This window comes from Saccharopolyspora halophila, assembly GCF_039531955.1.
Lineage (GTDB): Bacteria > Actinomycetota > Actinomycetes > Mycobacteriales > Pseudonocardiaceae > Saccharopolyspora > Saccharopolyspora halophila.
In genome coordinates this window covers 319005-341906 of sequence record NZ_BAAARA010000002.1, presented here as the reverse complement: position 1 = coordinate 341906, position 22902 = coordinate 319005, and the positions used below count along the sequence as shown (strand labels likewise).

The 22902-nt window shown below is 70.6% G+C and carries 20 protein-coding genes and 1 pseudogene; 9 read left to right on the top strand and 12 right to left on the bottom strand.

Annotated features, from left to right (window positions below; translation table 11 throughout):
* The first annotated feature begins 12 nt into the window (after positions 1-12).
* On the top strand, positions 13-1224 hold the full coding sequence (locus tag ABD289_RS04440; protein ID WP_344126785.1) for an MFS transporter: 1212 nt from the start codon (positions 13-15) through the stop codon (positions 1222-1224).
* A gap of 251 nt (positions 1225-1475) precedes the next feature.
* Here the strand turns inward: ABD289_RS04440 and dgoD are convergent, their stop codons facing one another.
* Together dgoD and ABD289_RS04430 are read right to left on the bottom strand one after the other, a co-directional pair.
* Entirely contained in the window at positions 1476-2621 is a 1146-nt protein-coding gene (dgoD, locus tag ABD289_RS04435; RefSeq protein WP_344126782.1) for a galactonate dehydratase, read from the bottom strand.
* Between the two features lie 49 nt (positions 2622-2670).
* Positions 2671-3411 (bottom strand): IclR family transcriptional regulator, encoded by a 741-nt coding sequence (locus ABD289_RS04430; protein WP_344126780.1) that lies wholly within the window; start codon positions 3409-3411, stop codon positions 2671-2673.
* 88 nt (positions 3412-3499) lie between these two features.
* Here ABD289_RS04430 and ABD289_RS04425 point away from each other — a divergent pair, with 88 nt between their 5' ends.
* Positions 3500-4159 carry a bifunctional 4-hydroxy-2-oxoglutarate aldolase/2-dehydro-3-deoxy-phosphogluconate aldolase gene (locus ABD289_RS04425; RefSeq protein ID WP_344126778.1) on the top strand — a complete coding sequence of 220 codons (660 nt, stop codon included), beginning with the start codon at positions 3500-3502 and terminating at the stop codon, positions 4157-4159.
* A gap of 155 nt (positions 4160-4314) precedes the next feature.
* Entirely contained in the window at positions 4315-5706 is a 1392-nt protein-coding gene (locus tag ABD289_RS04420) for a GntP family permease (protein ID WP_344126776.1), read from the top strand.
* Positions 5707-5761: 55 nt separating this feature from the next.
* Here ABD289_RS04420 and ABD289_RS04415 read toward each other — a convergent pair whose 3' ends face one another.
* A complete protein-coding gene (locus ABD289_RS04415; RefSeq protein ID WP_344127145.1) occupies positions 5762-6193 on the bottom strand; it encodes a DUF4396 domain-containing protein in 432 nt (143 codons plus the stop codon).
* Between the two features lie 164 nt (positions 6194-6357).
* Between ABD289_RS04415 and ABD289_RS04410 the strand changes: the two genes are divergently transcribed.
* Positions 6358-7572, top strand: coding sequence for an MFS transporter (locus tag ABD289_RS04410; protein ID WP_344126774.1), 1215 nt, complete (start codon positions 6358-6360; stop codon positions 7570-7572).
* Positions 7573-7740: 168 nt separating this feature from the next.
* Positions 7741-9801, top strand: coding sequence for a PhoX family protein (locus tag ABD289_RS04405; protein WP_344126772.1), 2061 nt, complete (start codon positions 7741-7743; stop codon positions 9799-9801).
* Positions 9802-9960: 159 nt separating this feature from the next.
* On the opposite strand, the gene ABD289_RS04400 is transcribed toward ABD289_RS04405, so the two are convergent.
* On the bottom strand, positions 9961-11208 hold the full coding sequence (locus tag ABD289_RS04400; RefSeq protein ID WP_344127143.1) for an MFS transporter: 1248 nt from the start codon (positions 11206-11208) through the stop codon (positions 9961-9963).
* A gap of 166 nt (positions 11209-11374) precedes the next feature.
* On the opposite strand from ABD289_RS04400, the gene ABD289_RS04395 reads away from it, so the two are divergent.
* Positions 11375-12061 (top strand): SDR family oxidoreductase, encoded by a 687-nt coding sequence (locus ABD289_RS04395; RefSeq protein WP_344126770.1) that lies wholly within the window; start codon positions 11375-11377, stop codon positions 12059-12061.
* Between the two features lie 73 nt (positions 12062-12134).
* Here ABD289_RS04395 and ABD289_RS04390 read toward each other — a convergent pair whose 3' ends face one another.
* From ABD289_RS04390 to ABD289_RS04370, 5 genes and pseudogenes are all read right to left on the bottom strand, one after another.
* Complete coding sequence (locus ABD289_RS04390; RefSeq protein ID WP_425564555.1) at positions 12135-13475, bottom strand: amidohydrolase family protein; 1341 nt, start codon at positions 13473-13475, stop codon at positions 12135-12137.
* A gap of 98 nt (positions 13476-13573) precedes the next feature.
* Positions 13574-13768, bottom strand: a pseudogene (locus tag ABD289_RS04385) (response regulator transcription factor); the annotation flags it as partial.
* A gap of 440 nt (positions 13769-14208) precedes the next feature.
* Positions 14209-15417, bottom strand: coding sequence for a nitric oxide synthase oxygenase (locus tag ABD289_RS04380; RefSeq protein WP_344126766.1), 1209 nt, complete (start codon positions 15415-15417; stop codon positions 14209-14211).
* 175 nt (positions 15418-15592) lie between these two features.
* A complete protein-coding gene (gene trmB / locus ABD289_RS04375) occupies positions 15593-16237 on the bottom strand; it encodes a tRNA (guanosine(46)-N7)-methyltransferase TrmB (RefSeq protein ID WP_344127141.1) in 645 nt (214 codons plus the stop codon).
* Positions 16238-16388: 151 nt separating this feature from the next.
* The gene (locus ABD289_RS04370) at positions 16389-16973 is read right to left on the bottom strand and encodes a hypothetical protein (protein ID WP_344126764.1); all 585 of its coding nucleotides are present in this window, start codon (positions 16971-16973) and stop codon (positions 16389-16391) included.
* Between the two features lie 232 nt (positions 16974-17205).
* Here ABD289_RS04370 and ABD289_RS04365 point away from each other — a divergent pair, with 232 nt between their 5' ends.
* A complete protein-coding gene (locus tag ABD289_RS04365) occupies positions 17206-17673 on the top strand; it encodes a universal stress protein (RefSeq protein ID WP_344126762.1) in 468 nt (155 codons plus the stop codon).
* A 420-nt stretch (positions 17674-18093) separates the two neighbouring features.
* On the opposite strand, the gene ABD289_RS04360 is transcribed toward ABD289_RS04365, so the two are convergent.
* The 3 genes from ABD289_RS04360 to ABD289_RS04350 all read right to left on the bottom strand — a co-directional run bounded on the left by ABD289_RS04360 (position 18094) and on the right by ABD289_RS04350 (position 20797).
* Positions 18094-18822 (bottom strand): hypothetical protein, encoded by a 729-nt coding sequence (locus ABD289_RS04360; RefSeq protein ID WP_344126760.1) that lies wholly within the window; start codon positions 18820-18822, stop codon positions 18094-18096.
* Entirely contained in the window at positions 18819-19763 is a 945-nt protein-coding gene (locus tag ABD289_RS04355) for an ABC transporter ATP-binding protein (RefSeq protein WP_344126758.1), read from the bottom strand. The genes ABD289_RS04360 and ABD289_RS04355 overlap by 4 nt, the downstream gene beginning before the upstream one ends.
* 242 nt (positions 19764-20005) lie before the next feature.
* A complete protein-coding gene (locus ABD289_RS04350) occupies positions 20006-20797 on the bottom strand; it encodes an HAD family hydrolase (RefSeq protein WP_344126756.1) in 792 nt (263 codons plus the stop codon).
* A gap of 115 nt (positions 20798-20912) precedes the next feature.
* On the opposite strand from ABD289_RS04350, the gene ABD289_RS04345 reads away from it, so the two are divergent.
* Both ABD289_RS04345 and grpE read left to right on the top strand, forming a co-directional pair.
* Complete coding sequence (locus tag ABD289_RS04345; RefSeq protein ID WP_425564554.1) at positions 20913-22436, top strand: dynamin family protein; 1524 nt, start codon at positions 20913-20915, stop codon at positions 22434-22436.
* A gap of 125 nt (positions 22437-22561) precedes the next feature.
* A complete protein-coding gene (gene grpE, locus ABD289_RS04340) occupies positions 22562-22888 on the top strand; it encodes a nucleotide exchange factor GrpE (RefSeq protein WP_344127139.1) in 327 nt (108 codons plus the stop codon).
* Positions 22889-22902: the final 14 nt, after the last annotated feature.

Below are 22902 nucleotides of genomic sequence, written 5' to 3'. Positions count from 1 at the left end.
TTGAGAGGTCTCATGAGTGCCGGGCACGATGTTCGGTTGGCCGAAGTCTTCAAGGGGCAGCCGAAAGCCGTCTGGATCACCGCTTTCGCCGCCGTCATCGCGTTCATGGGCATCGGCCTGGTCGACCCGATCCTGCTGTCCATCGCGGAGGCGCTGAACGCGGGACCATCCCAGGTCACGCTGCTGTTCTCGTCCTACCTGGGCGTGCAGGTGGTGGCGATGCTGATCACCGGCGCGTTCAGCGCCCGCTTCAGCGCCAAGCGCACCGTGATGACCGGGCTGATCCTGATCGTGGCCGCCACCGTCGCCTGCGCGCTGGCGAGCTCGATCGGCCAGCTGGTCGCGCTGCGCGCGGTGTGGGGCCTGGGCAACGCGTTCTTCATCGCCACCGCGCTGTCGGTGATCGTCGGCGCGGCCTCCGGCGGGCAACAGGCCGCGATCCTGCTCTACGAAGCCGCCCTGGGCATCGGACTGTCCACCGGCCCGCTGCTCGGCGCGCTGCTGGGCCACATCTCCTGGCGCGGCCCGTTCGCGGGCACCGCCGTGCTGATGGCCATCGCGCTGGTGCTGTCGGCCGGCTTCCTGCCCAAGGACGAGGCCAAGCGCCCGAAGGTCGGGATCCTGGACCCGCTCAAGGCCCTCGAGCACCGCGGGCTGCTGCGCACCTCGCTGGGCTCGGCGTTCTACACCGCTGCGTTCTTCATCGTGCTGGCCTGGTCGCCGTTCGTGCTGCAGTTCGGCGCGATCGCGGTCGGCCTGGTGTTCTTCGGCTGGGGCCTGTGCGTGGCGGTGGCCGGCGTGACGCTGGCGCCCCGGCTGGCCGCCCGCTTCGGCGAGGTCGGCGGCACGGTGATCGCCGTGCTGCTCTACGCGGTCGTGCTGGCGGTGATGGCCATCGGCCCGAAGCCGGTGGTGGTCGTCGGGGTGATCGTCAGCGGTATCGCCTCGGGCCTGCTCAACACCCTGTTCACCGGGAGCGCGATGAGCGTCAGCGACGCCCCGCGCCCGGTCGCCAGCGCCGGCTACAACTTCTGCCGCTGGCTCGGCGGCGCCGTCGCGGCCACCCTGGTCGGGCACGTCGCCGAGTGGCTCGGCTTCGACAGCGCTCCCTTCGCGGTCGGCGCGGTCCTGTGCGTCATCGCCGCACTGCTGCTGGCACCCGGCCTGCGCCGCAACCCGCACCGAGTCCCGGCCGAGGCCGCTCTGGTCGGCGAAGAGCTCTGACCCACGCCACGGGAAACAGCAGGGGCGCGCGGATGAACTTCACGCGCCCCTGCTGTTTTCGAGTTCCAGTTCGCGGCGAAGCCGCCGTCTCGAGCGCGGGACTCAACCCGCACCGCGGCGGGTCCTCAGCGGCCCGACTCCGGAGCGCCGCGACGCCGCGTAGGCCACTACTCAAGGAACGGTTCCCGCAGCCAGCGGGCCGCTGAGGTTCCGCTCCCGGCACCGCCACGCAGCCCCGAACGAATCACCCCTCACCACTCGGCGAAGCTGCCGTCCTCGTGGCGCCAGATGGGCGAGCGCCAGCGGTGGCCGACCTCGGCGGCCTTCCGCACGGCCTGCTCGTCGATCTCGACGCCCAGCCCCGGTGCGGTGGGCCGCTGCACCGATCCGTCCGCGAACTCGAACACCGACGGATCGACGAGGTAGTCCAGCAGGTCCGAGCCCTGGTTGTAGTGAATCCCCAGGCTGGTCTCCTGGATCAGCGCGTTCGGGCTGGCGAAGTCGACCTGCAGGCTGGCCGCGAGCGCGACCGGCCCGAGCGGGCAGTGCGGTGCGAAGCTCGCGCCGTAGGCCTCGGCGAACGCGGCGATCCGCCTGCACTCGGAGATCCCGCCCGCGTGCGACAGGTCCGGCTGCACCACGGCCACACCGGAGGGCAGCACGTCGCGGAAGTCCCACCGGGAGAACAACCGCTCGCCGGTGGCGATCGGGATCGTGGTCGAGTCGCAGATCCGCCGCAGGTCGTTGGACAGCTCGGGGACCATCGGCTCTTCCACGAACATCGGCTGCAGCGGCTCCAGCTCGCGGCAGAGCACGCGCGCCACGGCGGGCGAGATCCGGCCGTGGAAGTCCACCGCGACGTCGCGGTCGGGGCCCATCGCCTCGCGGACCGCCGCCACGCGATCGACGGCCGCCTGGATCTGCGCCTTGGTCTCCAGCGGCCGCATCCGCCCGGTGGCGTTCATCTTCACCGCGGTCAGACCGGCCTCCACCTGCCTGGCCGCCTCCTCGCCCACCGCGGTGGGCTCGTCGCCGCCGATCCAGCAGTAGATGCGCATCCGGTCGCGCACTTCGCCACCGAGCAGCTCGTGCACCGGCACGCCCAGCGACTTCCCGCGGATGTCCCAGAGGGCCTGGTCGATACCGGCGACCGCGCTGGACAGGATCGGTCCACCCCGGTAGAAGCCGCCCTTGGTCAGCACCTGCCAGTGGTCCTCGATGCGGCGCGGGTCGGCGCCGATCAGGTACTCGGAGAGCTCGCCGACCGCGGCCGCGACCGTCTCGGCGCGTCCCTCCACGACCGGTTCGCCCCAGCCCACGATGCCGTCATCGGTCTCCATCCGGAGGAACAGCCAGCGGGGCTCGATCAGGTACGTCTTGAGGCTGGTGATCTTCACTGGTCGACTTCTCCTGTCCGTGTCTGCGTTCGGGGATCGCCCGGTCCGGTCAGCTCCGGTGTCCGAGGTCGGCGGCGATCGCGGTCGCCGCGGCGACGAGCCGGGGCACCAGCCCGCGGAGCTCGTCGTGGTCGGGTTCGGCCTGGATGGTGGTCACCGAGATCGCCGCCTTGATCCCCGACACGTCGGGCACCGGGACGCCGACGCAGTGGACCAGCGGTTCGAACTCCCCCGCGTCGGTGGCGTAACCGCGCTCCCCGGTCGCCCGGAGCTCGTCGAGGAACGCCTCGCGGGTGGTGATCGTGGCCTCGGTGTGCGGCTCGAAACCGCACTCGTCGATGAGCCGGTCGCGCACCACCGGGTCGAGGCCGGCGAGGATCGCCTTGCTCACCGCCGAGGTGTGCAGCGGCACCGGCCTGCCGATCCGGGACCAGGTGCGCATGGTCGCGGAGCTCTCGATCTTGTCGATGTACACGATCGAATCGTCGATCAGCTGAGCCAGGTGCACGGTCGCCCGCGTCGCCTCGGCCAGCGGGAGCAGGTGCTCGCGCGCGGTGGCGCGCAGATCGAGGTTGTCGATGACCTGCTGACCCAGCTCGGCCAGCCGCAATCCCAAGCGGTACTTCCCGTCCCCGCCGCGCGTGATGAGGCCCGCTTCGACCAGCGGCTGGATCATGCGCAACGCGGTGGACGAGTGCACGCCCACCGAGTCGGCCAGCGCGGACAGCGGCTGCGGGCCCTCGGCCAGCTCGTTGAGCACGACCACGGCTTTGGCGACGGTTCTCGACATATCGCTCCTTGACCTCTGACGGGGCAGCCTACAGACTAGTGCAACATTTACATAGCTTTTGCACATGCTGCAAACAAAGGTCAGGCAATTGAGTTCGAAGAAGATCCCCCTGAGCGACGGCCTCCGGCAGACCCGGGTGATCGCGATCCTCCGGGGCCGCACCGGCGAACACCTCGACCCGGTCATCGACGCGCTCGTCGAAGCCGGCGTGCGCTGCCTCGAAGTCACGATGAACACGCCCGGGGCGCTGGAGGCCGTCCGCGCCGCCGGGCAACGGCACGGCACCGGCGTCGAGCTCGGCGTGGGCACCGTGCGCACCCCGGAGCAGGTGGACCGCGCGGCCGAGGCAGGAGCCCGATTCATCGTCTCGCCGGACACCGACGGCGACGTTGCGACCCGCGCGTCCGCGCACGACCTGGCCTACTTCCCGGGCGCGTTCACCGCGACCGAGGTCTCCACGGCCGCGAAGCTGGGAGCCAGCGCGGTCAAGATCTTCCCGGCCAGCCTCGGCGGGCCCGGGTACGTGCAAGAGCTCCGCGCCCCGCTCGACGACATCGAGATGCTGCCCACCGGGGGCGTCTCGCTGGAAACCGCGCGCGCCTACCTCGACGCCGGGGCCTGCGGCATCGGCGTCGGCGGACCGCTGCTGGGCGATGCCCTCGACGGCGGCGACCGCACCGAGCTGAGCCGCCGAGCGCGCGCCCTGCTGTCCGAGACGAGGCCCGGCGCGGCAGCCGACGCCCGATGAGCTTCGGAGAGGTGGACGACGCCGGAATTCCAGAGACCGACGGGCGCGGCGAGCACCGCTGACCGCCCCCGACCACCCGCCGCACCGGCGGTGAACAGGCCCCACCAGGGGCGTCCCGACAGATCGTATTCGCTCAGTGCTGAGGAATAACCAAGATGGAAACGATAACTCCGGCCTACGGAGTAGGTCCGCTGCTGGCGATCGCGCTCGCGTCCGTCGCGCTGCTGCTGCTTCTGATCATCAAGTTCCGGCTGCACGCGTTCATCTCGCTCGTGCTCGTCAGCGTCCTGACCGCGCTGGCCACCCGCGTCCCGCTCGACGAACTCGTCGACACCCTGGTGGGCGGGTTCGGTGACACCCTCGCCGAAGTCGGTCTGCTGGTCGGCCTCGGCGCGATGGTCGGCAGGCTGCTGGAGGTCACCGGCGGCGCCGACGTGCTGGCCAACAGCCTGATCACCCGCTTCGGCGAGAAGCGGGCACCGCTGGCGCTCGGCGTGGCCTCGCTGATCTTCGGCTTCCCGATCTTCCTGGACGCAGCCTTCGTGGTGTTCGTCCCGATCATCTTCAGCGTCGCCACCCGGTTCGGCGGCTCGGTGCTGCTCTACGCGCTGCCCTCGGTGGGCGCGTTCGCCGTGATGCACGCCTTCGTCCCGCCGCACCCCGGGCCAGTGGCCGCGGCGGAGTTCTTCGGCGCGGACATGGGCCTCGTGCTCATCGTCGGCCTGGTCATCGCGATCCCGACCTGGTACCTGGCGGGCTACGTCGGCGGCAAGCTGATCGGCAGGCGAGTGGACGTGCCGGTGCCCGCCATCTCGGCTGCCGCCGCGGGCAAGACCACCGAGGCCGAGGACAGCACCCTGCCGTACCCGAAGTTCGGCACGGTCATCGCGCTGCTGCTGCTGCCGATGCTGCTGATCTTCCTGGACACCGGGCTGGACACGCTGGACACCGCCGGGGTCGTCAACGGCGATGCCACCTGGGTGCAGGCGCTGCAGGTGCTCGGCGCGACCCCGGTCGCCCTGCTGATCACCGCGATCGCCAGCATCGCGATCCTCGGGCGCGGGCGCTCCCGGGCCTCCGTTGAGGGCATCGTCAACGGCGCGCTGGCGCCGGTCTGCGCGATCATCCTGATCACCGGTGCGGGCGGCATGTTCGGCGAGGTGCTCAAGGTCAGCGGGATCGGCAACGCCCTCGCCGACACGCTGAGCTCCTTCGGATTCCCGCTGCTGCTCGCGGCGTTCGTCATCTCCACCGCGCTGCGCGTGGCCCAGGGATCGGCGACCGTGGCGCTGACCACCACCGCCGGGCTGCTCGCGCCGACGGTGGCGGCCACCGAGGGCGTCTCGCCGCTCTACCGGGCGCTGCTGGTGATCACCATCGCCTGCGGTGCCACCGTGCTCTCGCACGTCAACGACTCCGGGTTCTGGCTCGTCGGCCGCTTCCTGGGCATGGACGTCAAGACCACGCTGAAGACCTGGACGGTGCTGGAAACGCTGATCGGCGTCATCGGCTTCGCCTTCGTCCTGGTGCTGAGCGTGTTCGCCTGAGCGACGCGCACCACGAATCGGCCCCGGCGCACTGCTCGCGCCGGGGCCGAACTCGTCAGTGGTGGTACTGGTGCACGACCGCGTGGCCCTTGCCGCGCCCGATCATGAACCGGTTGACCGGCACCGTGATCACGAAGGCCACCGCCAGCGAAGCCGCCAGCGCGGCCCAGAACAACCAGCTCGCGACCCCCGCCTCCATGGCGCCCGGGATGACGACCATGAACAGGTTGTCCACGAGCTCCATCACGCCGATCGAGACGGTGTCGGCGGCCAGTGCCACGCCGAGGGCGGCCGAGAGCCCGATCCCGGTCTTGAGCACCGGCCACATGGTCAGGCTGTAGCCGAAGACGAACGCCAGCGCGACGGCCAGCGCGATCGTTCCCGCGTTGTGCCAGCCCAGCGCGGTACCGATCACCATCCCGAGGATCTCCCCGATCGCGCAGCCGGTCAGGCAGTGCGCGGTCGCCGAGATCGCCTGCCGGGTCAGCCCCGAGCGCTGGTGGTCCTGGTGGTCCTGGTGGTGTGCTTGCTGCTCCTGGTGCGCCTCCACGACGTCTCCTTCCGACTACGCATATATACCCCGAGGGGGTATACCCGGCAACTGCGGATTTCAATCGCCTCCGCCGACCGGTTCGGGCATGATCAGCGGCCGTGAGCGCCTGGATCGACGTCCGCCCGCTGCGGCACGCCCCGTTCCGGCGGCTGTGGTGGAGCGGCGAGCTGTCCACCGCCGGCTCGCAGCTGACCGCGGTCGCCGTGCTCTTCGAGATCTGGCAGATCACCGGCAACGCCGCCGCGGTCGGCGCCCTCGGCGCGGCGCAGGCCGTCGCCCGGACGACGTTCGGGCTGGCGGGCGGCTCGTTGGCCGACGCGGCCGACCGCAGGCTGCTCTCGTTGCTGGCCACCGCCGGGCAGCTGCTCGCGGCCGCGCTGCTGGCCGCCCAGGCCTGGGCCGGTCCCGGATCGATGTGGGTGCTGCTGGCGCTCGCGTCGCTGGCCGCGGCGTGCAGCGGACTCGGCGCGCCCGCGCGCAGCGCGTTCGTCCCGCGCTTGCTGCCCGCCGATCAGGTGGCCGCGGGGGTCGCGTTGAACCACATCGGGTTCCAGGTCGCGATGCTGGTCGGCCCGGCCCTGGCCGGAGCGCTGATCAGCTGGGCCGGGGTCGCGTTCTGCTACCTGCTCGACGCGGCGAGCTTCGCGATCGCGCTCTACGGTCTCGCGCGCCTGCCCAGCATCCGTCCGGACGGCGCGGGCGCCCGCCCGAATCTCGCCGAGGTCCGGGAGGGCTGGCGGTTCGTGCTGCGTTCCCGCGTGCTGCGCGGGGTGTTCCTCAACGACGCGCTGGCCACCCTTCTCGCGTTCCCGATCGCGCTGTTCCCGGTGATCAACGCGGAGCGGTTCGGGGGTGACCCGCGGACGCTGGGGCTGTTCCTGTCCGCGATCGCGTTCGGCGGGCTGGTGGCCGGAATCGCCTCCGGGCCGGTCACCCGTGCCCGGCACCCGGGGCTGGTGATGGTGTGCGCGTCCGGGATCTGGGGGCTGGCGCTCACGGGATTCGGGTTGTCGCACGCGCTGTGGCCGCTGCTGGGCTGCCTGGCCATCGCCGGGGCGGCCGACACCGCCTCGGTGATCAGCCGCGGAGCGGTCGTGCAGCTGGCGACGCCGGATTCGCACCGCGGGCGGGTCAACGCCGTCAACTACATCGTCGGCGCGTCCGGACCCGACCTCGGCAACTTCCGGGCAGGTCTGGTCGCCGACGCCACCTCGGCCACCACCGCCGCCGTGTCTGGCGCGTTGCTGTGCATCGCGGGCGTCACCACGCAAGGCGTCCGCAACCGCCCGCTGCGGGAGTTCACCACTCGCTGAGCGCGCGAAGGAGACGGCGGATTTGCGACATCGACCCGGTTCGGTGTGATTAGCGCGGTAAACGTGACTCCGCGTCGCTTGTTCGACTTCTGTTCACCCAAAAGACCAAGGCACATCGCCTGATCTGCCTAACGTTGGAGTGTTCCCACGAGACTTCTGGAGGTCCGCTTGTCCAGCAGACCGGAAAGCGGGCGGGTCATCCCGCTCCCGCTGGCCACCCACCACACCGCGAACCGCTCCTCGGTCACCTGCAAGTACCGGTGCGGGAACGCCTGCGCTCACGAGGCGCCGAACACCTCGGACAACAGCTACTTCGGCGACATCGTCGAGTCGGTGCTCAGCCGCCGCTCCGCGCTCAAGGCCACCGGCGCGATGGCGCTGACCCTCGGCGGCGCGGCCGCCCTGTCCGGCACTGCGGCCGCCGCTCCGGCGCAGCCCGGCCGCCCGGCCGGTGGCGCGCCCGGCACGAACTTCTCCCCGGTCGCCCCGAACACCGAGGACGCGGTCGTCGTTCCCGATGGCTACCGCCAGAACGTCGTGATCCGGTGGGGCGACCCGGTCGTCGAGGGCGCGCCCGAGTTCGACTTCGACAACCAGAGCGCCGAAGCGCAGGAGAAGCAGTTCGGCTACAACAACGACTTCGCCGCGCTCATCCCGCTCAACGGCAACGGCCGGAACAACCTGCTGGTGTGCAACCACGAGTACACCAGCGAAGAGCACATGTTCCGCGGCTACGACGAGGCCGACCCGACCGAGGAGCAGGCGCGCATCGCCTGGGCCGCGCACGGTCTTTCGGTGGTCCGCGTCGAGCGCGACCACAACGGCGACCTCAAGCCGGTGCCCAGCAAGTACAACCGGCGCATCAGCCTGAACACCGAGTTCGAGGTGCGCGGCCCGGCCGCGGGCAGCGAGCTGCTCAAGACCTCGGCCGACCCGACCGGCACCAAGGTCTTCGGCACCCAGAACAACTGCGCGGGCAGCCTCACCCCGTGGGGAACCGTGCTCTCCGGCGAGGAGAACTTCCACCAGTACTTCGCCAACGCCGAGCAGGTCACCGACCCGGCCGCGCAGGAGCGCCTGGCGCGCTACGGCCTCGAGGGCGGTGCGAGCACCCGCAAGTGGGAGCGCTTCGACAAGCGCTGGGACGTCGCGCAGGAGCTCAACGAGACCAACCGCTTCGGCTGGATCGTGGAGATCGACCCGAACGACCCGAACTCCACGCCGGTCAAGCACACCGCGCTGGGCCGCTTCAAGCACGAGAGCGCTTCGATCCAGATCGCCCGGGACGGCCGCGTCGTGGCCTACAGCGGTGACGACGAGCGCTTCGACTACATCTACAAGTTCGTCTCCAACGGCACGGTCAAGAAGGGCGTCAGCGCGCACGCGCGCAGGCACAACATGGCCCTACTCGACGAGGGCACGCTCTACGTCGCCAAGTTCGAGGGCAACAGCCCCGAGAGCGAGATCGACGGCAGCGGAAAGCTGCCCTCGGACGGGCACTTCGACGGCACCGGCGAGTGGATCAAGCTGGCCAGCGGTAACGAGTCCTTCGTGCCCGGCTTCACCGCCGAGGAGGTCTACGTCTTCACCCGGCTGGCCGCCGACGAGGCCGGCGCCACGAAGATGGACCGGCCGGAGGACATCCAGCCGAACCCGGTCAACGGCAAGATCTACTGCGCGCTGACCAACAACTCCAACCGGGGCACCGCCGACCACGCCGGGGTCGACGAGGCCAACCCGCGCGTCGGCAACAAGAACGGTCAGGTCCTGGAGGTCGACGACGACGCGACCGGTACCCGCTTCGGCTGGAACCTGCTGCTGGTCTGCGGCGACCCGAACGACGAGTCCACCTACTACGGCGGGTTCGACAAGTCCGCGGTCAGCCCGATCTCGTGCCCGGACAACGTGGCCTTCGACCGGCACGGCAATCTCTGGATCTCCACCGACGGCAACGCGCTGGGGTCCAACGACGGCCTGTTCGCGGTCCCGGTCGAGGGCCCGGAGCGCGGTCACGTCAAGCAGTTCCTCACGGTCCCCAAGGGTGCCGAGACCTGCGGCCCGGTCATCCACGACAGCGTGGTGACGGTCTGCGTGCAGCACCCCGGCGAGGTCGACGGCGCCAGCGCCGACGAACCGGCCTCGCACTGGCCGGACGGCGGCAACTCGCAGCCTCGCCCGTCCGTGGTGGCCGTGCATCCCGGCAACGGCGGTGAGATCGGCCAGTCCTGAACCTCACCCGGCGAGCGCGGGGGCCCTACGACGAAAGTCGGGGGCCCTCGTGGCATTTCGGGCCGCTGACAGTTTTGCCTAAAACTGTCAGCGTGGAACGGGCGTGATCACGTGACGGTTTTAGGCAAAACTGTCAGCAGGGCTGGGCGACGTCAGCGCCTAGGGTTCGCGGGGTTTCGCGCGGAGGGCTAGGACTGTGCCGGCTGCTGCGATCATCACCAGGCCCACCACCCAGAGGCCGGTGCGCTGGGAGCCGGTGATGTCGGCGAGGGATCCGGTGATGTACGGGGCCGCGAAGCCGCTGATGTTGCCCAGGGTGTTGATCATGGCGATACCGCCCGCCGCGGCGGCTCCGGCGAGGAAGTTGCTGGGCAGCGCCCAGAACGTGGGCAGCGCCGCGCAGACGCCCACCGCGCAGACGGTCATCGCGGCCATCGCCAGGTAGGGGTTACTCAGGTAGAGCGCGATCGGGATCGCGATCCCGCCGATGAGCATCGGCAGCGCGACGTGCCAGGTGCGTTCCCGGGTCCGGTCGCCGTGCGCGGCCCAGAAGATCATCACCACCGCGCCGATCACGTACGGGATCGCCGTGATCAGCCCGTTCTCCATCGTGGACAGCTCGGTGCCGTAGCTCTGCTCGAAGCCCTCGATGATGGTGGGCAGGAAGAACCCCAGCGCGTAGAGCCCGTAGGCGATGCCGAAGTAGACGAACGCCAGCGCCAGGATCCTCGGGTGGGTCAACGCCTTTCGCAGCGGCCAGCCGTGCTTCGACTCGGTCTCGGTGCGCTCGGCCGCGAGTTGCCCGGCCAGCCACTCCCGCTCGGGGACGCTGAGCCACTTCGCCTGCTCCGGCCGGTCGGTCAGGTAGAACCAGGTGACCACTGCCAGCAGCATCGCGGGCACGCCCTCGACCAGGAACATGAACCGCCAGCCGGACAGCCCGAAGACGCCGTGCCCGGCGCTGATCAGCGCGCTGGAGACCATCGCGCCGATCGCGCTGGAGATCGGGACGGCGGCCATGAACATCGCCACCGCCTTCGCCCGCTGCGCAGCCGGGAACCAGTAGGTCAGGTAGAGGATGATCCCCGGGAAGAAACCCGCCTCGGCCACGCCCAGCAGGAACCGCAGCACGACCAGGCTGACCGGGCCGGACACGAACGCCATCGCGGTGGCCACCGCGCCCCAGGTGATCATGATGCGGGCCAGCCACTTGCGCGCCCCGAAGCGGTGCAGCGCGAGGTTGCTGGGTACTTCCAGCACCAGGTAGCCCAGGAAGAACACGCCCGAGGCGAAGCCGAACGCGGTCGCGGTCAGGCCCAGCTCGTCGTTCATCCCGTTCGGGCCGGCGAAACCGATGTTGACCCGGTCCAGGTAGTTGACGAAGTAGAGCAAGCACAGGAAGGGCATCAACCGGACCGCGACCTTGCGCAGGACCCGGTCTCCCTCGGCGGGGGTGACATCGACGCTGCTCACTCGAGTGGCATACGCGCCCGCACCGCGAGCGGTCAAGATCCTCCCGGCGGCTGGGAAGGCCGGTCGGTGAGCCGGATCTCTGGAACGGTACCGTGAGGCCATGCCCGAACGCCCGATTGCCCTGGTCACCGGCGCCTCACGAGGCATCGGTGCCGCTGTCGCGCGCGAGCTTTCCAACACACACGACCTGTTGTTGGGCGGCCGCGACACCGACGCTCTGCAAACCCTCGCCAACGAGCTTCCCGGCCACGCCGAGCCGTGGGCCGTCGAACTCACCGACCACGACGCCGTCGCCGAGAAGGTGGCGGGCATCGACCGGCTCGATGCGCTGGTGCACAGCGCAGGACTCGTCGAGATCGGCCCGGTGTCCGACATGACCGGCGACGCCTGGCGGCGCACCTTCGAGCTGAACCTGTTCGCGGTCACCGAGCTCACCCGCCTCGCGCTGCCCGCGCTGCGCGCCGCGAGCGGGCACGTGGTGCTGGTCAACTCCGGTGCAGGCCTCGCCGCGAAGCCGAACTGGGGCACCTACGCCGCCAGCAAGTTCGCGCTGCGCGCCTTCGCCGACGTGCTGCGCGCCGAGGAGTCCGCCAACGGCGTCCGCGTGACCTCCGTGTTCCCCGGTCGCACCGCCACCGACATGCAGCGCGAGCTGCGTGCGCAGGAAGGCGGCACCTACGAGCCGGAGCAGTACCTGCAGCCGGAGTCGGTCGCCCGCCCGGTCGTGTCGGCCGTGCAGGCCACGCCGGACGCGCACCTCACGGAGATCATCCTCCGGCCCAGCTGAGACAGCATCTCGCGGCGCCCGATCCACCTGGTTCGGGCGCCGTTTTCGCGTTCCGGGCCGACCGCGTGCCGGGTCAGCCGCGGATGTGCCGGGCCGCGGTGCGGGCCGCGGCCTGCACGGTCCGGCGGTCGACGCGGGTGGTCTCGCGTTCGGCGAGGACCTGCTCGCCCGCGACCCAGACGTCGCGCACGCAGCGCGATCCGGCCGCCCACACCACGTTGGACAGCACCTGCTCGTCCGGGGCCTCCAAGCCGGTGGCGAAGGCGGGGTTGTCCACGTCCAGGTGCACGATGTCGGCCCAGCGGCCCGCCTCCAGCGACCCGATGTCCTCGCGGTGCAGCGCCTCGGCGCCGCCGCGGGTCGCGGCCAGCAGGGCCTTGCGCGCCGGCAGCGCGGTCGCGTCCCCGGTGCTCGCGCGCGCGAACATGCCCGCGAGCTGCACCTCTTCCCACAGGTCGAGGTCGTCGTTGCTGGAGGGCCCGTCGGTGCCGAGCCCGACCGGGACGCCCGCCGCGAGCAGCTCCACCAGGCGAGCGGTGCCGGAGGCGAGCTTGGCGTTGGAACCGGGGCAGTGCGCCACGCCGACGCCGCGCCGGGCGAACAGCGCCAGGTCGGCATCGGAGAGGTGCACGCCGTGCGCGGCCAGCACCCGGCCCTCGAGCACGCCGAGCTTCTCCAGCAGCGCGGGCACCGAGCCGTGCTGCTCGCGCAGCTCGACGTCCTCGGCCAGGGTTTCGGCGACGTGCGTGTGCACCAGCGCCCCGCGCTGCTGCGCGGATTCACCGATGGCCTGGAGCGCCTCGGTCGGCAGCATGTAGGCCGAGTGCGGGCCGTAGGCCAGCTCGATCCGATCTCCGGGGCCGAAGCGCAGGCCGTCGCTGTCGATCCAGCGGTCGACCCGCGAGACCATGCCGGACCAGCCGCCGAGGGCCTCCAGCGCCGGGGCGTCGATCACCGCCGAACCGAGCACCACGCGGAACCCGGTTGCCAGCGCGGCCTCGACCACCGACTCGCCGATGAAGTACATCTCCGAGCTGGTGGTGACCCCCGCGCGCAGCATCTCCACGCAGCCGAGCTCCATGCCCGCCTTGACGTCCGAGGGCCGCAGCCGCGCCTCGGCAGGCCAGATGACCTCGCTGAGCCAGCGCAGCAGCGGCAGGTCGGCACCCATCCCGCGCAGCAGCGTCATCGGGCTGTGCGCGTGCGCGTTGATCAGCCCGGGCATCAGGATCCCGCCGCACTCGCGCACCTGAGCGTCGTTGGTCCGCTCCGGGGCGTTCTGCCGCGGTCCGCAGTAGCTGATTCGGCCGGTTTCATCGACGTCGACCACCGCGTCCCTGATCACCGAGCAAGCCGGATCGCAGGGAAGAACCATCGGTGCGTGCAGGCGAAGTGCGGTCGGCATGCCTGGCATTGTGCCGCACGATCAGTGGACCCAGGACGGGCCGATGGCCCGGATCGTGCGGCTGGGAGTCGTCGAGGGACGCGGCGGAGCAGCGCCTCGAACCCGGGCTAACCACCGTCCATCAGGCCGTTCTTCCAGGCCCAGGCGGTGGTTTCGACCCGGTTGCGGACGCCGAGCTTGCGCTGGGCAGCCGCCAGGTGGGCCTTCGCCGTCGAGGCCGAGATGTACAGCCGCGCGGCGATCTCCACGTTGGTCAGCCCCTTGGCGGCCGCGCGCACCACCGCGAGTTCGCGTTCGGTCAGGTTCATCTGCGCCTCCCGTCGTGGGCCCGTCGTCGTGGGCCATCACGATGCGCGAGAAGCCGCAGCGCACCCCACCAACACACCGGCGCGACCACCGCGCGGGTGATCCCCTAGGAAGAGCACCGGCGATCTCAGGGTCGGACTCCGGTCTCCGACCCGATCCGGAAGCGCCGCGCGGCGACGAGGGTCTTCATCGACGGACCGCACCACGAACGGACGGACGAATGTTGCCCGTGTGGCCGATCCGTCGAAGCACCCACAACGGTCACGCTGTGGGGTTGGGAATCGAGTCGGGAGGCTCACGATGCTGGAAACGACCATCACCGCGATCGCCGCGGCCATCGCCGTGGGCGCGCTGGTGCTGATGGCGCTGAGTTCGGTGCTGCCGGACCTGCTGGACGGCTACGGGACGAACCGGAACGGCTCCAGCGGCCCCGGAGTCACTCCGCAACCGGATCGGTGCCCAGACAACGGCGATTCATCCGAGCGAGGACGTCATAGCGGGGCCGAGCTGGCGCTGCTGGAGCCTCGTCGGGTGTCGCCCCGTCCGGACGTGCCGAATCCCGGCTTCGGGTGAAGCGGGGTTTGCCCCCGTCGCCGCGCTGGCCGGGGCGCGGCCGTACCTGCCGGTGCAGCGCTTCGCCGTGGTGATCGGTGATCACCACGCGCGCGGAGTCGAACGAGTGCAGCACGGCTCGGTTGATCTCCACGATCGCTCGATCCCGCCACAGCGAGCGCTCGGTCGAGGTGTCCAGGCCCAGCCGCTCGGCGACCTGCCCGGTGATGTCGTAGGCGCTCTCGCCCGCCAGGGCGCGGGTTCCGATCTCGGTGCCCACGAACCAGGTGTTGAACGGCGCCGCGGGGTAGGTCAGGCCGCCGATGCGCAGCTGCACGTCGCTGACCAGCGGAACGGTGTGCCAGCGCAGGCCGAGCTCGCCGAACCAGCGGTACTCGGGGTGTTCCAGCGGGACTTCCTGCACCACGTCGCGCGGCACCGGGACGAGCTTGACCCCCTCGTGGTGGGTCTCCACCACCAGCGGCAGGTGATCGAACCGGCTGCGCACGGCTGGGGGCTTCCAGCCCAGTCGCATGACCTCGGCGGTGAAGGCGCGGTTGCGCGCGTCGCCGAGCACCCCGCCGTCGGACAGCGAGTACCCGGCGTAGCGCACCACCTGCTCGTTGCGGATCCGCGGACCCGACCAGGTCGGGCTGTCCGGCCCGAAGACGGTGATCATCGGCTGGATCCGCCCCGCGTTGGTGGCCAGCCGGAGGTGCTCGAAGCACTCGCTGGCGATGGCCGCGGCGTTGCGCAGCCCGCGCAGATCGCGCACCTGCGCGCGCTGCCAGGGCACGCCGCTGGTGCACCAGCCGCTGTCGCGCAGCGCGAGCCGGGCTCCGTAGGCCAGCTCCGCGCCGGTGTGCTGGTAGGTACCGGTCTCGGCGATGCTGCGCCGCACCTCGGCCAGCCGCGCGGTCAGCGAACCGGCTTCCGGGTGCGCGTCGTGGAAGGCGAGCAGGAACTCCTCGGCCGCCGCGAGATCGGCGCAGCCGGAAGGCGACCGCCCCTCGGCAGGCGCGTCGAGGACCCGCCCGTCGGCGTCCGACGGGCTCGCCTGACTCGGAATGACTTCATCTCTGGTAGCCGTCACGCGGCGAAACGTAGTACTCCGAGCCGATCACTCGTCACTCCTGAGCGACCGCTCTTTCCGGTGGTGTTTACTCCCACGAACGAGTTGCCGCTGACGTGACGTAATCATCTTCGACCCCCGTCGGTGCCACCTTGATCGGCTATTCGAGTGACACCACGAAAATCCGCCGTGGAGTTCAGGCGCGCTCGTAGATCAGGTCGCGGATCTCCCGGCCCTCCTCGTGCGCCCGGTTCTCGAACTTGGTGACCGGCCGCCAGTCCGGCCGCGGCGCCCAGCCACCGGGTTCGGCGGCGTGGCGATTGCGCAGCTCGGGCTCGGCCTCGCAGACCTCGAGCATCTGCTCGGCGTAGTTCTCCCAGTCGGTGGCCAGGTGCAGCACACCACCGCGGCGCAGCCGGGAGGCGATCATCGAGACGGTCTCCGGCTGGACCAGCCTGCGCTTGTGGTGCCGCTTCTTCGGCCACGGGTCCGGGAAGTAGATCCGCACCTCGTCCAGGGACTCCGGCGCGAGGTGCTCGCGCAGCAGCACCATCGCGTCACCGCGCAGCAGCCGCAGGTTCTCGACCCCGAGGTTCTCGGCGCGCAGCATCAGCTGCGCCAGCCCGGGCTTGTAGACCTCGATCGCCAGATAGTTCACGTCCGGCTGCTCGGCGGCCAGCTGCGCGGTCGTCTCGCCCATCCCGGAGCCGATCTCGAGGACGACGGGGGCCGAGCGGCCGAACCAGGACTCGACGTCCAGCGAGCCCTCGGGCAGCTCCGCGACGTCGGCACCCAGGTCGGCCCAGTGGCGATCCCAGGCGCGCTGTTGGCCCGCGGTCATCCGCTCGCCACGCTGGACGTAGCTCACGACGGTACGGCGAAACGGAACCTGCTGGTCAGAGGCATTCACGGGAACCCAGTATCGCAAACCGCTCGGCAGCCCCGAGCACCGAACCCGCGATGCGGGCGTGCGAGGTGACCGAGTTCTCAGTTCACCAGGTCTCGACCTGCTCCAGGATCGACAGCAGACCGTCGACGCGGTGCGCCGGGACCGGCAGCGGTTCGTCGTCGGCGTGCGCCGGGACGACGTTGAGCCAGCCCAGGTGCTCGTCGGTGAGCACCACGGCGGTGGGCTCGCTCACCGGGGCGCGGTCCGAAGGGGCGTACTCCCAGTAACCGGACTCGCCGGCACCGCACCAGGGGACGAAGACCCAGCCCGGGCGGTTCGAGAGCATGGCGTGCACCTCGTCCTCGAAGGCGAACGCGGCCTCGCGGGACTCGATCTCCCCGCGATCCAGCGCCCGCAGCCACCACGGTGCGGGCAGCCCGCGGCGAGCGCCGTGCAGCTTGCGGAACAGCCCCAGCACCTGCCGCTCCGGAGCGGTGTGGATCCAGCTGCGGCGCAGCGATCCGGGCGTGGTGCCTTCCGACACCGACGGGTGCGATTCGGTGGCCAGCGACCACTCCAGGCGGGGGACCGGCTCCACTGCGACATCGGTCCCTCGGTCGTGCGGCAGGTCCGCCTGCGCACGGCCACGCGGTAGTTCGATCAACGAGCGTTCTTGCGAGTGCAGCATGTGGCTCACTCCTCTCTCGAGAAGGGCGCGAGCCGGGGATCTCGTCCACGACCCCGCGCCTTGCCCCCAAGCAACACTGGTTCGGGACAACCCTCGACTACTGCTTTACCACCAGAAGGCCAGCGGAATGAGACGTCCGTGTAAAATGTGCTTGATATCACCTTAAAACTCGATCGGATAGTCAGTGGCGACCCGAGTCGACACAACACCTCGCCGGGGTTGGAGTGGAGTGGTGCCTGACCGGATGTACCAGCGCGTGGAGGTCGACGGCGGAGTCGTCGTCGGCGTGGACGGCTCGAGCTCCTCGCTGCACGCGCTGACCGCAGCAGCCGACGAAGCGGCCCGCCGCAGCGCGGTGCTGCACGTGGTCCGCGCGTGGAGCATCCGCACCGCGCCGCGCCCGGACGACTGCCCGCCGAACGCGGTCCCGAGCATGGACGCGTTCCAGCAAGAGGTGGAGCAGGACACCCGGCGGCTCATCGCGAAGAAGTTGGGCGAGACCCCGCAGATCAAGATCCAGGTGCACGCGGTCCACTCGCCCTCGCCGCAGGCCCTGCTGTCGGCTTCCCGGGGAGCAGACCTCCTGGTGGTGGGTCACCGGGGGCGAGGCGGCTTCGCGGGGCTGATGCTGGGCTCGGTGGCCGAGCAATGCGTGCGGCACGCGGCCTGCCCGGTGCTCGTGACCCGCCCATCGGTGTAGAGCCCCGCCGCTCGCGCCGAGCGAGCCGCCACGGCCCGCTGAGCGACCCGACGACCAGGAACGGCGGCCGCTCGCGCGGAGAGTTCTGCGCGGCGCTGAGCGCTCCTGCGGGTAACGCCGAGCGGATCGGCCGCGAAGAAGGAAGTAGAAAGCACAGGGCCCGGACCATCCCCCGAATGACAGCCCGGGCCCTCCCCCGTCCCGACCGCCGGCGCCCCCGAGCGCTGTTGCAGTCGGTCGTCTCTGGTTGTGCTCGATCGGGCCGCCCACGTGCGGGAATCGGTCCGATCTTGGCTCCGATCCTATCGGTCGACGTGACCAGACTCTCGGCCGGGCTCGGTAACGTTTCGCGATCCCCCGGCCAGCTGCGAATTTCCAAAGTTGATCACGGCCGACTCACCTCAAGATCGAAAACCCTGGTCACGCATCCCGCTTGCGCACCACGAACGCCGCCACCAACCAGACACCGAGGGTGACCGCGGCGAAGTACGCGAGCGCTCCCCACGGGCCGTAAGGGGCGCCCGGGTTGCTGAGCGGGCCACCGCCGGTGAGGAAGAAATCGCCGGCGACGAAGGGCATCCAGTTGTTGATGTCCGGGCCGATGTTCGGGATCAGCATGGTGAGCTGTTCCAGCAGCAGCGACCACACGAGCAGCAGCGCCACCGCACCCGCGGTCTGCCGCAGCAGCGCGCCGACCGCGACGCCCAGCACGGCGCTGATCGCGAACACCACCCCGACGCCGGCGACCATCCGCATGGTCTCGGCATCGCCCAGCGGGAGAGCGGCCTCGGGACGCATCACCTTGGCGATCGCCCAGGAACCGAAGGAGACCGCCTCGCCGAGGACGAACGCCAGCGCCGCGATCAGGCCGGTCTTGGCGGTCAGCGCGGCGATCCGGTTCGGCACCGCGAGGAAAGTCGCGCGGATCGTGCTGAAGCGGTACTCGGTGGTGATCGACAAGGTCGCCAGCACCAGCACGACCATCATCCCGAACTGGTAACCCGCCTGGGTGCTGCGCACGTCGAGCCGATCGGCGTACCCGGCCACCAGAGCCGCCAGCCCGACCGGCAGCGCGACCGCCAGCAGCATGCACCACCAGGTGGAGCGCACGGAGAACAGCTTGATCCGTTCCACGGCGAGCAGGCTCATCGGGCAACCCCCTGGCCGGTCAGCTCGGCGGATCCGCCGAGCGAAGTCTGGTATTCCACGTCATCGCCGGTCATCTGCATGAACGCGTCCTCGAGCGAACCGCGCTGCTGGGTGAGCTCGTGCAGCACGATCCGGTTCTCCGCGGCGAGCTCCCCGATCCGCGCGGTTTCGGTGCCCTCGACGACCAGGCCTCCGTCCGAATCGGACCGCACGCCGAACCCTTCGCCGCGCACGAGTTCCTCGAGCTTGGCCGTGTCCGGCGTGCGGACCAGGACCTCGCCCCGTCCGGCGCCCTCGACCAGCTCGCGGGTGCTGCACTGGGCGAGCAGCTTGCCGCGGCCGATGACCACGAGTTCCTCGGCCGTCTGCGCCATCTCCGAGAGCAGGTGGCTGGAGACCAGCACCGTTCGCCCCTCGGCGGCCAGGCCCTGCATGAACCGGCGGATCCAGTGGATGCCCTCCGGGTCCAGGCCGTTGACCGGCTCGTCGAAGAGCAGCACCTGCGGATCCCCGAGCAGCGCGGTCGCGATGCCCAGCCGCTGCGACATGCCCAGCGAGAAGCCGCCCGCCTTCTTGCCCGCGACCTCGCTGAGCCCGACCTGGCCGAGCACCTCGTCGACCCGCTTGTTCGAGATCCCGTTGGCGCGGGCCATCCAGCGCAGGTGGCTGCGCGCCGAGCGGTTCGGGTGCACCCACTTGGCCTCGAGCAGCGCGCCGACGGTGTGCAGCGGGTGTTTGAGCTCGGCGTACCGCTTGCCGTCGATGCGGACGTCGCCGGAGGTGGGCGCATCGAGCCCGAGCATCATGCGCATGGTGGTGGACTTGCCCGCGCCGTTCGGCCCCAGGAACCCGGTCACGTGCCCGGGTTCGGCCGTGAAGGACAGGTCCTGCACGGCCACTTTCGAGCCGTAGCGCTTGGTGAGGCCTATTGCCTCGATCATGTTCACTCCTGTTGCGGACGCCATCGGGATCGGGGTTCGCGGCCAGCTTGCCCGATCGAGTTGTGCACCGGGACCGTTCCCGCTCAACGGAGCCGGTTTCGCGTGGAAGTCAACGGCAGAACGGGTGCCGCGCGCCTCAGGGTTGCCCCGGACCGATCCCCGGTTGTCGCGATCGATCCGAGCACCCGGGGGTAGGGGAACACATCGCGCGAACCCTCGGTGCGGCGCCGTGCGCTGCGGATCTAATAGCCGAACAAACGGTGCAAAACCGCCGCGATCCCGTCCTCCTCGACCGGGCCCGCGATCTCGTCGGCAACGGCGTGCACCTCGGGGCGGGCCTGCCCCATCGCGACGCCGTGCGCGGCCCAGCGCAGCATCTCGATGTCGTTGTCGCCGTCGCCTGCGGCGAAGGTCAGTTCGCCCGCGATGCCGAGTTCGGCGCGCAGCTTCTCCAGCGTCGCGCCCTTGGACACCCCGGCCGGAACCACGGTGACCCACGGCTCGTACTGATCGAGGGTGTAGGTGCACTCCGGGAGCCGGACCCCGCGCAGCGCGGCCAGCAGCTCGTCCGGATCGTGATCGACCCATTCGGCGATCAGCCGGGGAACCCCGGTGGCAACCAGTTCCTCCGGAGTGGCCCGCTGCTGCGGGCCGTGCAGCTTCGCCGGGTCGAACTCGGCGGTGACCAGGCTCCCGATGCCGACGCGTTCGGTGGCAAAGATGCTTCCGGGCAGCCGCTCGGCGAGCTCGGCCATGACCGGGGCGGCGTCGAAGGTGGTCACCGAGACCGGTTCGCGAGCGGCGACGTCGACGAGCACCGCGCCGTTGGAGCACAGCGCGTACCCGCCGGGCAGTCCCAGCTCGTCGAGGATCGGCTGCGTGCCCAGGAAGGTTCGCCCGGTGGAGACGACCACCTCCGCGCCGGAGTCCAGCACCCGCGCCACGGCGTCCTTCACCGCGGGGGAAATGGTCTGGGTCTCCGGGTCCAGCAGGGTGCCGTCGACGTCGAGTGCGATGAGTTCTGGGGTGCTCACCTGCGCAGGCTATCGATACGGGCAGTCCACGCGCGCTCACGCGAGGCGAACTTCACGGGGCCGCGGTCATGGCAGGATGGTCCGCGCCGTTCCGCACCCGGAGGAGCTTCACCGCTTGAGCACCGCACCCGAGCAACCCTGGCCCGGCCCGCTGTCGGCCGAGGTCGCGCGGTTGTGCACGGGCTTGCAGCCGCAGGTCTCGGAAGGCACCGCCGAGGGCTTCGCCGAGGTGCTGCACCGGCTGCGGGCGCCGCTGCAGGTCGCGGTGGCCGGGCGGATCAAGTCCGGCAAGTCCACGCTGGTCAACGCCCTGATCGGCCGTCGGGTGGCCCCTACCGACGTCGGCGAGTGCACCCGCCTGGTCACCCGCTTCCAGTACGGCACGGTGGATCGGGTCGAGGTGGTCTTCCACACCGGCGAGCGGCAGGCGGTGCCGTTCGAGGCCGACGGCGGGATCCCCGCCGAGCTCGGGGTGGACATCTCCGACGTCTCCCACCTGGAGGCCTACCTGACCAACGCGGTGCTGCAGGACCTCACCGTGATCGACACACCGGGGCTCGGTTCGCTGGATTCCGCGTCGGTGGCCCGGACCGAGGAACTGCTGGGCACCTCCGACGAGCTCGACCCGGTCTCGCGCAACGCCGTCGCCGGGGCCGAGGCCGTGCTGTACGTGGTCACCCAGGGCGTCCGGGCCGACGACGAGCAGGCGCTGGCCTCGTTCACCGCCGCGACCGCGAGCCGGGAGGCGGGACCGATCAACGCGCTCGCGGTGCTCAACAAGGCCGACACCATCGAGGCCGACACCGTCTCCGGTTCCGATGGCCGGGTCTGGCGCGCCGCCGAGCTGCTGGCGGGCAAGCAGGCCGAGCTGCTCAAGCCCAAGGTGGCCGACGTGCTGCCGGTGATCGGGCTGCTCGCCGAGACCGTGGAGTCCGGCGGGTTCACCGCCGAGGACGCCGAAGCGCTGCGGTCGCTGGCCGGGCTCGACGCCGAGACCCGCGAGACGCTGCTGCTGTCGGCGGATCTGTTCACCAGCTGGGAGTGCCCGGTTCCGGCGGGCACCCGGAGCAGCCTGCTGGAGCGGTTCGACCTCTACGGCGTGCGGTGCGCGCTGGAGGTCATCGACGAGTCGCCGGAGATCACCGCGGGCGATCTCCGGCGCAGGCTGAAGGAGCGCTCCGGGCTGGCCGAGGTGTTGCAGCGGCTGCGCGCGGTGTTCCGGGCGCGGGCCGACGGCATCAAGGCGGCCGCCGCGCTGGCATCGCTGACCGCGCTCGCGCACGCCTCCGGAGACCTGGGCGAGCGGCAGCAGGTGCACGACGCGATCGAGGGGCTGCTGACCAGGCCGGAAGCCCATCAGCTGCGGGTGCTCGAGGCGTTGACGCAGGTGGCCGCGGGCGCGGTGGAGATGCCCTCCGACCTGGCCGAGGAGGTGCTTCGGGTGGGCGGTTCGACGGAGCTCGACGAGCAGCTCGGGCTCCCCGGCAGGCAGCGCAAGGAACTCGCCGACTACGCCCTCGAGCGCGCCAACTGGTGGCGTTCGTTCTCCTCGTTCGGCTCCACTCCCGCGCAGGCGCGGGTGGCGCACGTGGTGCACCGGGCGTACTTCCTGATCTGGCAGCAGCTGCGCGAGGGGTGATCACGGTGCGTTGGCGACGTGCGAGAAAATCACCCGAAAGCGGAACCAGTCCCGCTCGGAATCCGTCTGTGCAGCAAGAGGCCACCGATGCGGCCTCGGACGCCGACGCCGAGTTGGGGGCAGAGATGATCGCCGTGACCAGCGAGAACGGTGCGCTCGAGCACGCGCTCACCGAGCGCGCCAAGCTGATCGAACTGTGCGTGTACGCGCTGGACCGGGCGCGCAGCACCGGGGTCGCCCAGCGCCTCGCCGACGGACTGCACGAGATCGGCGTGCACGCGCTGTACCCGGACGGCGAGCGCTTCGATCCCGCGCGCCACGAGGCCGGCGGCACGTTGCCCACCACCGACCCCGTGCTCGACGGCACGATCGCCGAGACCGAGATCCCCGGCTTCGCCGACCGTGACCAGCTCCTGCGCACCCCGGTCGTCACGGTCTACCGACTACGGTGACCGGTGGAGTTGAC

What these genes read in the sequence shown, in the direction of transcription:
- ABD289_RS04440 (WP_344126785.1), top strand. Translation starts at nt 13, where the DNA reads ATGAGTGCCGGGCACGATGTTCGGTTGGCCGAAGTCTTCAAGGGGCAG.
- ABD289_RS04430 (WP_344126780.1), bottom strand. Translation starts at nt 3,411, where the DNA reads ATGTCGAGAACCGTCGCCAAAGCCGTGGTCGTGCTCAACGAGCTGGCC.
- ABD289_RS04420 (WP_344126776.1), top strand. Translation starts at nt 4,315, where the DNA reads ATGGAAACGATAACTCCGGCCTACGGAGTAGGTCCGCTGCTGGCGATC.
- ABD289_RS04400 (WP_344127143.1), bottom strand. Translation starts at nt 11,208, where the DNA reads ATGCCCTTCCTGTGCTTGCTCTACTTCGTCAACTACCTGGACCGGGTC.
- ABD289_RS04395 (WP_344126770.1), top strand. Translation starts at nt 11,375, where the DNA reads ATGCCCGAACGCCCGATTGCCCTGGTCACCGGCGCCTCACGAGGCATC.
- ABD289_RS04390 (WP_425564555.1), bottom strand. Translation starts at nt 13,475, where the DNA reads ATGCCAGGCATGCCGACCGCACTTCGCCTGCACGCACCGATGGTTCTT.
- trmB (WP_344127141.1), bottom strand. Translation starts at nt 16,237, where the DNA reads ATGACCGCGGGCCAACAGCGCGCCTGGGATCGCCACTGGGCCGACCTG.
- ABD289_RS04370 (WP_344126764.1), bottom strand. Translation starts at nt 16,973, where the DNA reads ATGCTGCACTCGCAAGAACGCTCGTTGATCGAACTACCGCGTGGCCGT.
- ABD289_RS04360 (WP_344126760.1), bottom strand. Translation starts at nt 18,822, where the DNA reads ATGAGCCTGCTCGCCGTGGAACGGATCAAGCTGTTCTCCGTGCGCTCC.
- ABD289_RS04355 (WP_344126758.1), bottom strand. Translation starts at nt 19,763, where the DNA reads ATGATCGAGGCAATAGGCCTCACCAAGCGCTACGGCTCGAAAGTGGCC.
- grpE (WP_344127139.1), top strand. Translation starts at nt 22,562, where the DNA reads ATGATCGCCGTGACCAGCGAGAACGGTGCGCTCGAGCACGCGCTCACC.